Origin of the sequence: Hymenobacter frigidus, assembly GCF_014640435.1 — a bacterium.
Taxonomy (GTDB): domain Bacteria; phylum Bacteroidota; class Bacteroidia; order Cytophagales; family Hymenobacteraceae; genus Hymenobacter; species Hymenobacter frigidus.
Map to the genome: position 1 here is coordinate 1 of NZ_BMGY01000038.1, position 13,462 is coordinate 13,462.

Consider the following 13,462-nt stretch of genomic DNA (forward strand, 5'->3'; position numbering starts at 1 on the left):
ATATAACTTTCGGGTCAAAATAGCGGAGGTATCCATCTTGCAAAATTAACTCAAACAGCTTCTAAGCAAAAAGCCACGTCATGCTGAGCGAAGTCGAAGCATCTCGCTCGGGGAAGTAATCCAATCGTTTAACGAAGCGAGCGAGATGCTTCGACTTCGTTCAGCATGACGTTCAAATAATAAGTGCCAAGCCACTAGCTTTTAGCTAATAGCTGTCAGCTTTTGTTCTCATAGCCAAGTGATTATACCGGCTTCATTGTTCGTTTAATTAGGGCTTGGCACTTAGCACACTTCTTCTACTAATGTCCACCCCGCGTCCCTGCGCCCTGAGCATTGCCGGCTTCGACCCCAGCGGCGGCGCGGGCCTGCTGGCCGATTGCAAAACGCTGGAGGCCAACGGCGTGTACGGTCTGGGCGTGTGCACGGCCCTGACTATTCAGAACGACGTCACGTTTGAGCGGGTGAGCTGGGTAGCGCCAGCCGACATTCGGGACCAAATCCGGCTGCTGCTGGCGCGCTTCCCGATTGACTTTATAAAAATCGGCCTGTTTGAAAGCCTGCCCCAGCTGCTGGAGCTAACTCGTTGGCTGAAAGGTCAGAACCCGCGCCTGCAACTCGTGTGGGACCCGGTGCTGAAGGCCACGGCCGGCTTCGAGTTTCATCAGCGGCCCGACCCCGAGCTGCTGCGGGCTTTGTGTGCCGAGATGGCCCTGCTCACGCCCAACCGGCCGGAGGTGCTGCGCCTCTGGCCGGCCCCTACCGCCGAAGCTGCTGCCGAAGCCGTCAGCGCCTGGTGCCCGGTGCTGCTCAAAGGCGGCCACGCGGCCGGGGCGGAAGCCACGGACCTACTGTTTGGGTCGGGCGCGGTGCAGGCTTTTTCGGCCCCGCGACTGCCCCACGGCGAAAAGCACGGCAGCGGCTGCGTGCTGTCGGCCGCCATCCTGGCGCAGCTGGCCCGGGGCGCGGCGCTGGCCGACGCCTGCCGCGTGGGCAAGGCCTACACCGCCACCGTGCTGGCCAGCAACCCCAGCCTGCTGGGGTATCATTTCCACAACTCTCTCCCGCATGAAAATTAGCACGCTCCAATGCCTGGTCGCCACCCCGGCGCAGGCCGAAGCGGCTTGCGCCGGCGGCGTTCGCTGGGTACAGCTTCGAATAAAAAACGCCTCGCCCGAAGCCTGGGAACAGGCGGCGCGGGCTACGCTACTCGTCTGCCGGCGCTACGGTGCCGTGCTCATCATCAACGATAACCCGGCGCTGGCCCGCGCCATCGGGGCCGACGGCGTGCACCTGGGCAAGACGGATATGGCACCGGCCGAGGCTCGCCAGCTGCTGGGACCGGACTTCATTATTGGCGGCACCGCCAACACGTTTGCCGACATCGAGCAGCTGACGGCAGCGGGTGCGAACTACATCGGCTTGGGACCGTTTCGCTTCACCACCACCAAGCAGAACCTGAGTCCAATTCTGGGCCTGGCGGGCTACCAGGCGCTGCTGGCTCAGGTCCGGGCGGCGGGCCTGACGGTACCCATCGTGGGCATTGGCGGCATTGCATTGGCCGACGTGCCGGCGCTGCTGGCCACGGGCCTGCACGGCGTGGCCGTGTCCGGGGCCATCACCCACGCCGCCGACCCCGTGGCGGCGGCCACCTTGTTTGTCAACCACGTTCAGGCGCTGCCCACTTCCATATGAAAACCCAACCCCTGCGCATCGCCGACCGGGTATTTACCTCCCGCCTGTTCACCGGCACGGGCAAGTTCAGCTCGGCCGCGCTGATGGAGGAAGCCCTGCTGGCCTCCGGTTCGGAGCTGGTCACCGTGGCACTCAAGCGCGTGGATGTGACCAACCCGGAGGATGATTTGCTGCGTCACCTGAGTCATCCGCAGTTCAATTTGCTGCCCAATACCTCGGGCGTGCGCACGGCTAAAGAGGCGGTATTCGCCGCGCAGCTGGCCCGTGAGGCGCTGGAAACCAACTGGCTCAAGCTCGAAATTCACCCCGACCCTAAGTACTTGCTGCCCGACCCGATTGAAACCCTGAAGGCGGCTGAGGAATTGGTGAAGCTCGGCTTCGTGGTGCTGCCCTACGTGCACGCCGACCCGGTGCTGTGCAAGCGCCTGGAGGAAGTGGGCGTGGCGGCGGTGATGCCGCTGGGCGCGCCCATCGGCTCCAACAAAGGCTTGCTGACCCGCGAGTTTCTGGAAATCATCATCGACCAGAGCCGGGTGCCGGTCGTGGTCGATGCCGGCCTGGGAGCGCCCTCGCACGCGGCGGCGGCCCTGGAGATGGGAGTCGATGCCGTACTGGTGAACACGGCTATTGCCGTGGCCGGCAACCCGGTGGCCATGGCCCACGCCTTTCGCTTGGCCGTGGAGGCGGGCCGCCTGGCCTATGAAGCGCGCTTGGCCGCTCCGCGGGCCCATGCCGTAGCCAGCAGCCCTCTCACGTCTTTTCTGGATTAACATGAGCTTTCGACCCATTTTCGAGGCCCATCCCTGGGAGGAGGTGAAGGCCGGCATCTACGCCAAGACGGCGGCCGACGTGGAGCAGGCCTTGCGCGCGCCCAAGCGCACGCTCGAAGACTTCAAGGCCCTGATTTCGCCCGCTGCCGCGCCCTACCTGGAACAGATGGCCCAGCTCAGCCAGGCGGCCACGCGCAAGCGCTTCGGTAATACCGTGCAGCTCTACGTGCCGCTGTATCTGAGCAACGAATGCCAGAATATCTGCACGTACTGCGGCTTCAGCCTGGATAATAAAATTCGCCGCCGAACCCTGAGCAGCGTCGAGATTTTGCAGGAGGCCGCCGTGCTCAAAGGCTGGGGCTACGACCATGTGCTGCTGGTGACCGGCGAGGCCAACCAAACCGTGGGCGTGGATTACTTGGAACAAGCCCTGCGCACGCTGCGTCCGCACTTCGCCCACCTCTCCATGGAAGTGCAGCCGCTCGACCAGGACGAGTACGAGCGCCTGATTCCGGAAGGCTTGAACACGGTGCTGGTCTACCAGGAAACTTACCACCAGGAGGACTACAAAAAGCACCACCCCAAGGGCAAAAAGTCTAACTTTCACTACCGCCTAGAAACCCCCGACCGCCTGGGTCGGGCCGGCATCCACAAGCTGGGGCTGGGCGTGCTTATCGGCCTCGAAGACTGGCGCACCGACAGCTTCTACACCGCCCTGCACCTGGGCTATCTGGAACGTACCTACTGGCAGACCAAATACAGCCTCTCGTTCCCACGCCTGCGGCCGGCCGAGGGGATGCTGCCGCCCAAAGTGGAGATGAGCGACCGGGAGTTGGTGCAGCTGATTTGCGCCTACCGCCTGCTCAACGAGGAAGTCGAGCTGTCGATTTCGACCCGCGAAAGCCCGGCCTTCCGCGACCACGTCGTGAAGCTGGGCATCACCAGCATCAGCGCGGGCTCCAAGACCAACCCCGGCGGCTACGCCGTAGCGCCCGAGTCGTTGGAGCAGTTCGAGATTTCCGACGAGCGCAGCCCGGCCGAAATTGCCGCCATGCTCCGCCGCCAGGGCTACGAGCCCGTGTGGAAGGACTGGGATAACGCCCTGATGAGTTTCCCAAGCCAGTAAGCCGCTATATTTCTGCCAGTAAGGCCCGAAATGCCGTCACCGGGTCGGGCTGCTGCCAGATACCGCCCAGCACGGCGGCCCCGGCAAAGCCCGCCTGCTGCACCCACCCCAACGTAGCGGGGGTGATGCCCCCCAGGGCCACCACGCGCGGCCGATACTGGCGGCGCTGCTGCCAGGCAGCCAGCGCCTGCTGCACTTCAGGCAACTTAAAACCACTTCGGTAACCAGCTTTGCTGGTGCTGTCAAAAATCGGACTCAGGAAAACGTAATCATAGCGTCGGCGGTGCCGCGCTACTTCGGCCAGGCTGTGCAGCGAGGCGGAGATGCTGCGGCCCCGCAACTGGCGCAACAGCCGGCCCAGCCCGGGTTCCTTCCGCGCCCGGGTTGTTAAATGAATGCCTTTGAGCGGGTACTCCAACGCCAGCTCGTAGTGCGTATGCAGCACAAGGCGGGGGTAGTACTGCGCTGGAATAGCCTTCAGGTACGCCCCCAGTTCGGCCCGCGTCCAGCTGGGTTTGCGTACGTGAAAAGTTGTCAGGCCCGCCGCGAATAGCTGCGCCAGCACCTGAGGTTCAGACGCCAGTCGCTGCTCGGGGGAAATAATGAGTAAGGAAAAAGACATGGTGGATGATAGAGCTAGGGCTTGCGCAGTTGGTTATGCGAATTAACTGTGGGCATGAACAGGCCGAAGGTGGCGGCAGAGGAATAAATTCAACTTTTGGTAGCCAGCCTTACCGCGGTGAGCGGCACGGAAGTCGCCCGGGTCCACGTCGGGCCCGTGGTGGTGCACGACGAACTCACGCGCCTGCTGCACCGGCTCGAACCCAACGCGGCCACCGCGTGGCAGGAGGCGCGGGGCGTGGTCATTAGCCTTGGTTAGAAATTTGGTCTAAAAGTTTAAACGGGCTATTGGTTATCGGTTGCCAGTGGCTGTCTGGTTCACGTCAGACCTCCTTTATCACCTGATGTTCCAGGCTCAACTCGGCGTAGAGTTGCTTGAGGCGGCGGTTTTCGTCTTCCAGGTGCTTGAGGCGCTGTAACTCGCTCACGCTCATTCCCCCGAATTTACTTTTCCAACTGTAGAAGGCAGGGCCATTAATGCCGTGCTCCCGGCAAATATGGGCCACGGTCTGGCCTTGGTCCTGTTGGCGCAAACTGCCCAGAATCTGGCCTTCGCTGAAGCGACTCTTTTTCATGAACAGTTAAAAATAGAGAAAGTGAAAAGTTACTACCTGATGTTACGCAGCCATTTTGGTCAACATGTAGTGCATGGCTTTGAGTCCGCGCAAATAAAGTTGGGCTTTGAGGCGAAAATGGCCGATGCCTAATCGCAGCGTTAATTTTTCTAACTTGATGTAAGCCAGGATAGAAGAGAAGAAATGATTGGCCTGCGTTTCGACGGTTTTCGTGGGCGACTTGCCCATCGACGTGTTTTGCTTGAGCGATTTGTGGTACTCCTCAATTTTCCACCTTTTCTGATAGATTATCGTCACTTGTTCCCAGGTCAAACTTGTATCGCTGCTGACCAGCTATAACACCCCCTGCGAGCCGTCCTTGTTTGTAAAGACTTGCCGGACCACGAGCACCGCCTCCGCGACGCCCCGCAGCCAGACGCGCAGGGGCTGCCCCTCTGGGAAAACCAGCGTATCAAGGGCCTGAAACTCGCCGTTGCCGCGTGCCACTTCGCTCCGGGCGGCGGTGCGCGAGGTGGGCAGGGCAAAAATAAAGTCGTGACCCAGTTCACGCACCTGGTTCATGTTCTCGGCCGAGGCGTACCAGCTGTCGGCCAGCAGGTAGCGGTAGGCCACTTGTTGCTGCACGACGCGCAACATGGCGCGGAGCATTTCATTCTTCGTCAGCGGGCTTTTCTGGCTCACTTTCTGCGTTTTAGGGTCCGTTACAGCCTGCGTTTTCTCCACCAGCTCCACGGCAATCGGCACGGAGAGCGAGCCGGCTACATAGCGCAGGCTGACGAAATTGAGGCCCTTCACATACCGCCCCAGGCTGTGGTCGTAGTGCGTACAGAGCAGGGCATTGGGGTCGGTGTGGGCCTTTTCCAGAATCGAATCATCGACGACCAGCACGGCGAAATCAGCCGCTTCCAACGCCTGTTCGGCGCGTCGAACGAGCGGTTTGGCGTGGGCCCAGACCTGGCGCGAATCCAGGTACACGCTGCTCAACCAGCGCGTCACCTGGTCGTGGCTCAGCTGCCCATCGAAGAGCCGGGAAAGCCCTGTGGCCGACGTTTGGCCCGTTGAGCTGATGAGGTAATCCGTGTATAAATCCAGGGTGCAGGCCATCGAAAAGCGTATTTAGACCGGAAAACTACTGCGTAACATCAGTTACTACTCCTCTCTACTTTTGACTGGCCTACTTACAGGGGGAGCTTACACGCTATAATTAAATCTGAGTCTTATATCGTGGATAGGCATCTTCGCCATATTTAATCCAAGCTATGTTATACAACTCTTTGACTATTGCATAAGCATCATGATTTAATTCGTATTCAAATCTGTACGCTAATTCATCACGTTTTCTGCCTGTAGTTGTTTCAAACAAAGTGTTTGCATGTGTATCGTACACTATCTTGATTTCCGCTAGACCTATTGAATGCAATTTGCTGCCAAGTTGCAAGGGTAAATTGTAGGTATGTTTATCAAGTGAAAAACAGGAACCCAGTGAGTTCAAATCTGAAGTGAAAGACCTGTTGACTATATAAGATAGCCTTAAGAAGGTAGTGTAATCAAAGCATTGATGAATGAAAGCTCTAAATAGTTTTCCAACCATGGATGCTTTCCCATTGTCATCTAATTTGTCAAGTATAGTTAATACTTTTTCTCCAACAGAGTTTCTCGTTTCTTCATCATCCTCTAGGCGTTCCGCAAACTGAATGCGTTCGAGTTGGGGGATGGACTTCAACTCAAAGAGAAATTTGAAAAGCTTCTTCGCAAATATTCGTTCACGCATATTCGCTCCCGTTTTAATGAGGGAAATAATCGTGTTGCCGAAAGGCATGTCTTTTAAGAAGCCGTCTTTTAAAAGAGAGTCGAATACAACCTCTATTAAATCAACAGTCACCGGTGTTAAATCAGAGGCTACTGAGGCAATTAAGGATTTATTTAAATTGTCCTCCATATAGGGTGTAATAAAACGTTGGGCTACCGCACACCCAACCGATTCCGGCGCCAGCCCGAAACCTCCGCGCCGGCCGTTTCGCCAGTTGCGGCAGCCGCTTTCGGTTTCTTCTCGCTGAGCAGCAGGGCGCCCAGCGCGGCGGCTACTTTAGCCGTGGCCTCGTCCGGTGCTGATGGGGCGAGGGTGGCGGGCGTGAAATGGTCCTTGATAAAGTTCGTGTCGAAATCGCCGCTCACGAAGGCGGGATGCGTCAGCACGTAGCGGCCGAAGCCCAGCGTGGTTTCGATGCCCGTGATTTGATACTCCTCAATGGCGCGCAGCATGCGGGCAATGGCCTCGGCACGGTCGGCCCCGAAGGTGACCAGCTTGGCAATCATCGGGTCGTAGTAAATCGGAATATCCATGCCCTGCTCGAAGCCGTCATCGACGCGCACGCCGGGGCCCTGGGGGCGCACGTAGGTGGTTAGGGTTCCGATGTCGGGTAGGAAGTTATTTTGCGGGTCTTCGGCGTACACGCGCAGCTCTAGGGCGTGGCCGGTAATGGTGAGGTCGGCCTGCGAGAAGGCGAGGGGCTCGCCCTGGGCCACTCGAATTTGCTCTTTTACCAAATCGAGCCCCGTGATTTGCTCCGTCACGGGGTGCTCTACCTGGAGGCGGGTGTTCATCTCCAGGAAGTAGAAGTTGTGCTTGTCGTCGAGCAGAAACTCCACAGTTCCGGCGCCGGTGTAGGCGCAGGCGCGGGCCACGTCTACGGCGCACTGGCCCATTTGGGCGCGCAGTTCCGGGGTGAGCACCGAGGAGGGCGCTTCCTCAATCACCTTCTGGTGGCGGCGCTGGATGCTGCATTCGCGCTCGAACAAGTGCACGATGTGACCGTGCTCGTCGCCCAGCACCTGAATTTCGATGTGGCGCGGGCCGGTCACGAACTTCTCGATGAACACCGCGCCGTTGCCAAAGGCCGACACCGCCTCGTTGATGGCCAGCTGCATCTGTTCCTCAAACTCGTCGATGTTGTGCACCATGCGCATGCCCTTGCCGCCGCCGCCGGCTGATGCCTTAATAAGGATAGGGAAGCCTACTTCCTGCGCAATGAGTTTGGCCGCAGGCACGTCGGAAATGGCCTCATCGGTACCGGGTACCAGCGGGATGTTGTAGGCCTTCACGGCCTGCTTCGCCGAGAGCTTGTCGCCCATCATCTCCATGGCTTCCGGGCTGGGGCCGACGAAAATCAGGCCTGCTTCGCGCACGGCGCGGGCAAACCCGGCGTTTTCGGAGAGGAAACCGTATCCGGGGTGAATGGCATCGACCCCCAACTCTTTGCAGACCGCCAGAATCTTGTCGCCGCGCAGGTAGCTGTCTTTGGAGGCGGGCGGGCCTACGCACACGGCCTCGTCGGCGTAGCGCACGTGCAGGGCGTTGCGGTCGGCTTCGGAGTAAATGGCCACGGTGGCAATGCCCATTTCCTTGGCAGAACGGAGGACGCGCAGGGCAATTTCGCCCCGGTTAGCGACGAGCAGCTTGGTGATTTTTTTCATCGGAATTCTTGGGCGGGACGTGTTAAGAACACAAAGAAAGTCCCAAACTGCACGCTCGCCGCAAACCTGCTGGCCATTTGCCGGTTGAGAAGCCCAAATTATGTACAACCGCAGCCTGGGGTTATCTTTGTGATTAGACCAGAACTGGGTAATCACATCAGCACCCCAACTGCCCGTTTCCCCGCATTTTACTCTCACCCTATTCCCGTTTCTTCAGTGGATATTTTCGACCGGATTTCGGCCAATCGCGGCCCGCTGGGCTCGCACTCGCACTACGCCCACGGCTATTTTGCTTTCCCCAAGTTGGAGGGTCAAATCCAGCCCCGTATGCAGTTTAGAGGCAAGGAGGTACTCACCTGGAGCCTCAACAACTACCTCGGCCTGGCCAACCACCCCGAAGTGCGGCAGGCCGATATCGACGGGGCCACCGAATTTGGCATGGCCTACCCAATGGGCGCGCGCATCATGAGCGGCAACTCGACGCTGCACGAGCAGCTGGAAAACGAGTTGGCCGATTTTGTGACCAAGCCCGCGGCGTTACTGCTCAATTTTGGCTACCAAGGCGTGGTGAGCATTATCGACGCGCTGGTGAGCCGCCACGACGTGATTGTGTACGACGCCGAGTCGCACGCCTGCATCATCGACGGCGTGCGCCTGCACCAGGGCAAGCGGTTTGTGTTTAATCACAACGATATGGCCAGCCTCGAAAAGCAGCTGGAGCGCGCCAAGCGCCTCACCGACGAAACCGGCGGCGGCATTCTGGTGATTACGGAGGGCATGTTCGGCATGTCGGGCAACCTCGGCAAGCTGCCGGAAATCGTGAAACTGAAGGAGAAATTTGACTTCCGCATCTTCGTCGACGATGCTCATGGTTTTGGCACGTTGGGCGCTACCGGAGCCGGAACAGTCGAACATTTGGGCTGTCAGGAGGGCGTAGACCTAATTTTTTACACCTTCGCCAAGAGCATGGCCAGCATCGGCGCATTCGTGGCCGGCGAAGAAAGCGTGATTGAATATTTGCGTTACAACATGCGTAGCCAGATTTTCGCCAAATCGTTGCCCATGCCGTTAGTAATCGGCGCGCTCAAGCGCCTGGAGCTGATTCGCGACCACCCCGAATACCGCGAGCAGCTCTGGACCATTGTGCGGGCCCTGCAGAGCGGCCTGCGCGCAAAAGGCTTCAACATTGGCACCACCGAGTCGCCGGTGACGCCCGTATTGCTGAACGGTGAATTGTCGGACGCAACGGCCCTAACCTTCGATTTACGTGAGAATCACGGCATTTTCTGCTCTATTGTCGTGTATCCGGTGGTGCCGAAGGGCGTGATTATGCTCCGCCTTATCCCCACGGCCAAGCACACGCTCGCCGACGTGCAGGAAACGATTGTGGCGTTTGAAGCCATGGCCGCCAAGCTTGATAAGGGCCTTTACAGCAAAGCTGCGGTCCCGGTCCAAATAGCCTAGAACAGCCCGTCAGGGCACTTTGCGCCGGTCATCCGAGAGGATGGTCGGCGCTTTTGTTTTTGTACTATTCTAAGCCGAACTACGGACAATGATTGTGCGCAAATGGCCTTTTTTTTAACAAAATAGGCCTCTCTAAGCAGGGGAGGGGGTTTTTAAAAAAATCCGAAAAACTTGCATGCATTTGAAATCCCTGTATATTAGAGCCGGCTTAACACCGCTACAAACCCATTTTTCACACCTAATCCCAATTCCCAATGAACAATTTTGGCAAACTGAAGGACCTCGTGATGTCGCTCGAAGACGACTTTTCGAAATTTTACGAGAAGCAGAACGCCGCTGCCGGTACCCGTGTACGTAAAGGCATGCAGGAGCTGAAAACGATGGCTCAGGCGTTCCGCACTGAGGTGCAGAACACCAAAAACACGGGTGCCGCTGCCGCTGCTCCCGCTGCTAAGAAAGCGGCTCCCGCTGCTAAGAAAGCGGCTGCTCCTGCTGCTAAGAAAGCGGCTGCTCCTGCCAAGAAGAAGTAATCTGAACCACGGATTCGCGCGGATTTATCGAATTCGGCGGATTTTGTGGACAGCAAAAAAGGTCCCGTCGATTGGCGGGACCTTTTTTGTGCCAAGGCAGATGGCTGGAATTAGACCAACTCGATGAGGAAGTAGTTCTTCTTGCCCTTCTGCACCACCAGGTATTTGCCCGCCAAATAGGTTAGCGCGGCAACATGGGCATCGGGCGTGGCTATTTTCTCGCGGTTGATGCTCACGCCGCCCTGCTGAATCATCTTCTTCGCTTCGCCTTTGGAGGCAAAGATTTGCTGCAGCGTGGTGTCGCTGAGCAGCGTGGCAACGTTAAGGTCGGGCAAATCGGCCCGGAGGACGCGTAGCAGGGGAACACCGGCAAAGACATCGAGTAGCGTGGCTTCATCCAGGGAAGCGAGGTCGCCGCCGCCGAAGAGGACTTGCGAGGCGGCAATGGCGGCTTCGGTGGCTTCGGCGGAGTGGACGCGGGTGGTTACGTCCTGGGCCAGGGCCTTTTGCAGGGTGCGCAGGTGCGGGGCCGCGGCGTGTTCGGTTTCTAGTGCCTCAATTTCTTCCTGCGAGAGCAGGGTAAACACGCGGATGAGGCGTGGGGCGTCGGCATCGGCGGCGTTGAGGAAGAATTGGTAGAACTGGTAGGGCGAGGTCAGCCTGGGGTCGAGCCAAACGGTACCGGTTTCGGACTTGCCGTACTTGGTGCCGTCGGCTTTGGTGATGAGCTGGCCGGTGAGGGCGTAGGCTTTGGCTTCGCGGTCTTCGGCGTTGGCGAGGCGGCGAATGAGCTCGGTGCCGGTGGTGATGTTGCCCCACTGGTCGCTGGCCCCCATTTGCAGGGTGCAATTCAGCGTTTTGTTGAGGTGCACGAAGTCGTAGCCCTGCAATAGCTGGTAGCTGAACTCGGTGTAGCTGATGCCGCTGCTGTCGCCTTCTTCGCCGCCGCCGATGCGGCGCTTTACCGAATCCTTGGCCATCATATAGTTGACGGTGAGGTGCTTGCCCACTTCGCGCAGGAAGCCCAGGAAGCCAATTTCCTTGAACCAATCGTAGTTATTGACCACCAGCGCACCGGTAGGGCCTTCGCTGAAGTCGAGGAACTTCTCCAGCTGCGCCTGAATACCGGCCTGGTTGTGGCGCAGAGTGGCTTCGTCGAGCAGGTTGCGTTCAGCCGACTTGCCGCTGGGGTCGCCAATCATGCCGGTAGCCCCGCCCACGAGGGCCACAGGGCGGTGGCCGGCGCGCTGCAAGTGCACCAGCAGCATGATGGTAGCCAGGTTGCCGATGTGCAGCGAGGCGGCCGTGGGGTCGAAGCCGATGTAGCCGGTGATGGGCGCGTGGGTGGCCAGGTGTTCGGCGGTGCCGGGCATGGCGTCGTGGTACATGCCGCGCCAGGTGAGTTCTTCAATTAGATTCAAGGGGAGAATGGCTGAATGAGTGAATGGGCGAATGGGATTATGATTCACCCGCAAAACGTGGCCCCAAAGGTACTAGGCGGCTTTACCTTTGCCAGCCCGAAAGAATGGAACCACCAACCCATTCGCCCATCCACTCATTCAGCCACTCTCCCATTGATACTCGAAGCCGACGCGATACTTAAGCAGCTCCAGCAGCGGCAGTTTCAGCCCGTGTATTTTTTGCAGGGCGAGGAACCGTACTATATTGATGTGGTGGCGGATTTGATTGAAAAAACGGTGCTGGCCGAGCACGAGCGCAGCTTCAACCAAGTCATTGTTTACGGGAAGGATGTAGACGTGACGGGCATTCTGGGCCAGGCCAAGCGGTTTCCGATGATGGCCGAGCGCAGTGTCGTCATCGTGAAAGAGGCCCAGACGGTGGCCGACCTGGAGCAGGAGCGGAGCTGGCCTTTTCTGGAGGCTTACTTGAAAAATCCGCTGGCCAGCACCGTGCTGGTGTTTTGCTACAAGCACAAGACCCTGGACAGCCGGAAGAAGCTGGGCAAGCTGCTGGGCGGCAAAGAGTCGCAAGTGGTGCTCATGACCAGCAAAAAGCTCTACGATAACCAGGTGCCGCAGTGGCTCACGGCCAACGTGCGCGGGCGCGGCCAGCAAATCACGGGGCAGGCCACCGCCATGCTGGCCGAGTACATCGGGGCCGACCTGGGCCGGCTGGCCAATGAAGTGGATAAGTTGGTGCTGAACCTGAAGCCCGGCCATCCCATCGACGAGGAGTTGGTGCAGCGGATGGTGGGCATCAGCAAGGACTACAATATTTTCGAGCTGCAAAAAGCCCTCGTGCAGCGCGATGTGCTCAAGGCCAACCGCATTCTGGCCTACTTCGCCGCCAACCCCAAGGCCAACCCGCTCATCCCGAACCTGACGCTGCTCTTCAACTTCTTCACCAAGCTGCTGGTGCTGCACCAGGCCGGTCCCAACCCGACGGATGGCGTGTTTAAAAGTCTGGGCATTATGAACAGCTTCGCGCAAAAGGAGTACCAGCAGGCCCTGCGCGTGTACCCGGCCGAGCGGGTGGTAGGCCTCATTCACAACATTAGAAGGGCCGATGCGCAGAGCAAGGGCATCGAAAGCGGGAGCATGGACGACGCCGAGATTCTGCGGGAGCTGGTGTGGCTGATTCTGCACAACGTGCCGGCCGGGGTGCTGGGGTAACAAGGGACCGATACTGGCCGTACCAAGGAGGGTATCACCTTAAGCTGATTTCACTCATGAGCAATAACCAACCCAGTGGCACCCTCGGGGGCCTGATTGCCGACTTGTTCGGCGGCCGAACCAATAATGACGGTACGCGGGCCGGCGCTTCACCCTCGCGCAAATTGGTGGGCGGCGCTTTGCTGGCTGCCGGCGCGGCCTATTTGTACAAGCGCTACAAAAGTGGGAACCTGAACGTACCCGGTATCACTTCCCCAAAATAGGCAAGCGGCTTCGGCCACGCTTAAAAGCAAAAAAAAGGTCCCGCCAGCAGTTGCTGGCGGGACCTTTTTTTTGAGTCTGGTTTGCGGTGGGAATGGTTTGTGAAGCCATTGAAAGTCCTTCCGATGGCTCCGGTACACCTTCCGGTGCCTCCTGCGCTAGCTGCTGCAAGAGCCGGTTGCGCTCGGCGGTGAGGTCGTGGGCGTGGGGCAGGCTCCACAGCGGCAAGATGCTGACCGAAGCTATGGCAGCGGCAGTGCTTTATGGCAGTCATGTCGTTACTATTGGGGCCCATCACTTCATAAGGTTACTGACA

The 13,462-nt window shown here is 58.7% G+C and carries 12 protein-coding genes and 3 pseudogenes; 9 read left to right on the forward strand and 6 right to left on the reverse strand.

Annotation, left to right across the window (positions count from 1 at the left end; translation table 11 throughout):
• Positions 1–302 precede the first annotated feature (302 nt).
• From IEW17_RS16170 to thiH, 4 genes are read left to right on the forward strand one after another with little or no spacing between them, the layout of a single operon-like run.
• A complete protein-coding gene (locus IEW17_RS16170) occupies positions 303–1,076 on the forward strand; it encodes a hydroxymethylpyrimidine/phosphomethylpyrimidine kinase (protein WP_188563101.1) in 774 nt (257 codons plus the stop codon).
• Positions 1,066–1,692, forward strand: coding sequence for a thiamine phosphate synthase (locus IEW17_RS16175; protein ID WP_188563102.1), 627 nt, complete (start codon positions 1,066–1,068; stop codon positions 1,690–1,692). Before IEW17_RS16170 ends, IEW17_RS16175 begins: the two co-directional genes overlap by 11 nt.
• A complete protein-coding gene (locus IEW17_RS16180; RefSeq protein WP_188563103.1) occupies positions 1,689–2,462 on the forward strand; it encodes a thiazole synthase in 774 nt (257 codons plus the stop codon). Before IEW17_RS16175 ends, IEW17_RS16180 begins: the two co-directional genes overlap by 4 nt.
• 1 nt (position 2,463) lies before the next feature.
• The gene (thiH, locus tag IEW17_RS16185; RefSeq protein ID WP_188563104.1) at positions 2,464–3,588 is read left to right on the forward strand and encodes a 2-iminoacetate synthase ThiH; all 1,125 of its coding nucleotides are present in this window, start codon (positions 2,464–2,466) and stop codon (positions 3,586–3,588) included.
• A 4-nt stretch (positions 3,589–3,592) separates the two neighbouring features.
• On the opposite strand, the gene IEW17_RS16190 is transcribed toward thiH, so the two are convergent.
• Positions 3,593–4,210: a thiamine phosphate synthase gene (locus IEW17_RS16190; RefSeq protein WP_188563105.1), complete on the reverse strand. Its 618-nt coding sequence runs from the start codon at positions 4,208–4,210 to the stop codon at positions 3,593–3,595.
• 87 nt (positions 4,211–4,297) lie between these two features.
• Between IEW17_RS16190 and IEW17_RS16195 the strand changes: the two are divergent.
• Positions 4,298–4,453, forward strand: a pseudogene (locus tag IEW17_RS16195) (IS701 family transposase); the annotation flags it as partial.
• 79 nt (positions 4,454–4,532) lie between these two features.
• On the opposite strand, the gene IEW17_RS16200 reads toward IEW17_RS16195, so the two are convergent.
• The 4 genes and pseudogenes from IEW17_RS16200 to accC form a co-directional block, all read right to left on the reverse strand.
• Positions 4,533–4,784 carry a transposase gene (locus IEW17_RS16200; RefSeq protein WP_188563107.1) on the reverse strand — a complete coding sequence of 84 codons (252 nt, stop codon included), beginning with the start codon at positions 4,782–4,784 and terminating at the stop codon, positions 4,533–4,535.
• Positions 4,785–4,826: 42 nt separating this feature from the next.
• Positions 4,827–5,888: pseudogene (locus IEW17_RS16210) on the reverse strand (IS701 family transposase).
• 100 nt (positions 5,889–5,988) lie between these two features.
• On the reverse strand, positions 5,989–6,723 hold the full coding sequence (locus IEW17_RS16215) for a hypothetical protein (RefSeq protein ID WP_188563110.1): 735 nt from the start codon (positions 6,721–6,723) through the stop codon (positions 5,989–5,991).
• A gap of 23 nt (positions 6,724–6,746) precedes the next feature.
• On the reverse strand, positions 6,747–8,258 hold the full coding sequence (accC, locus tag IEW17_RS16220) for an acetyl-CoA carboxylase biotin carboxylase subunit (protein ID WP_188563111.1): 1,512 nt from the start codon (positions 8,256–8,258) through the stop codon (positions 6,747–6,749).
• A gap of 216 nt (positions 8,259–8,474) precedes the next feature.
• Between accC and IEW17_RS16225 the strand changes: the two genes are divergently transcribed.
• The gene (locus IEW17_RS16225; RefSeq protein ID WP_188563136.1) at positions 8,475–9,722 is read left to right on the forward strand and encodes an aminotransferase class I/II-fold pyridoxal phosphate-dependent enzyme; all 1,248 of its coding nucleotides are present in this window, start codon (positions 8,475–8,477) and stop codon (positions 9,720–9,722) included.
• A 254-nt stretch (positions 9,723–9,976) separates the two neighbouring features.
• Positions 9,977–10,147: pseudogene (locus IEW17_RS21365) on the forward strand (BF3379 family histone-like protein); the annotation flags it as partial.
• 215 nt (positions 10,148–10,362) lie between these two features.
• On the opposite strand, the gene tyrS reads toward IEW17_RS21365, so the two are convergent.
• Positions 10,363–11,673, reverse strand: coding sequence for a tyrosine--tRNA ligase (gene tyrS, locus IEW17_RS16235; protein WP_188563113.1), 1,311 nt, complete (start codon positions 11,671–11,673; stop codon positions 10,363–10,365).
• A gap of 153 nt (positions 11,674–11,826) precedes the next feature.
• On the opposite strand from tyrS, the gene holA reads away from it, so the two are divergent.
• Together holA and IEW17_RS16245 are read left to right on the forward strand one after the other, a co-directional pair.
• On the forward strand, positions 11,827–12,885 hold the full coding sequence (gene holA, locus IEW17_RS16240; RefSeq protein WP_229749061.1) for a DNA polymerase III subunit delta: 1,059 nt from the start codon (positions 11,827–11,829) through the stop codon (positions 12,883–12,885).
• Between the two features lie 56 nt (positions 12,886–12,941).
• Positions 12,942–13,148, forward strand: coding sequence for a hypothetical protein (locus IEW17_RS16245; RefSeq protein ID WP_188563115.1), 207 nt, complete (start codon positions 12,942–12,944; stop codon positions 13,146–13,148).
• Positions 13,149–13,462: the final 314 nt, after the last annotated feature.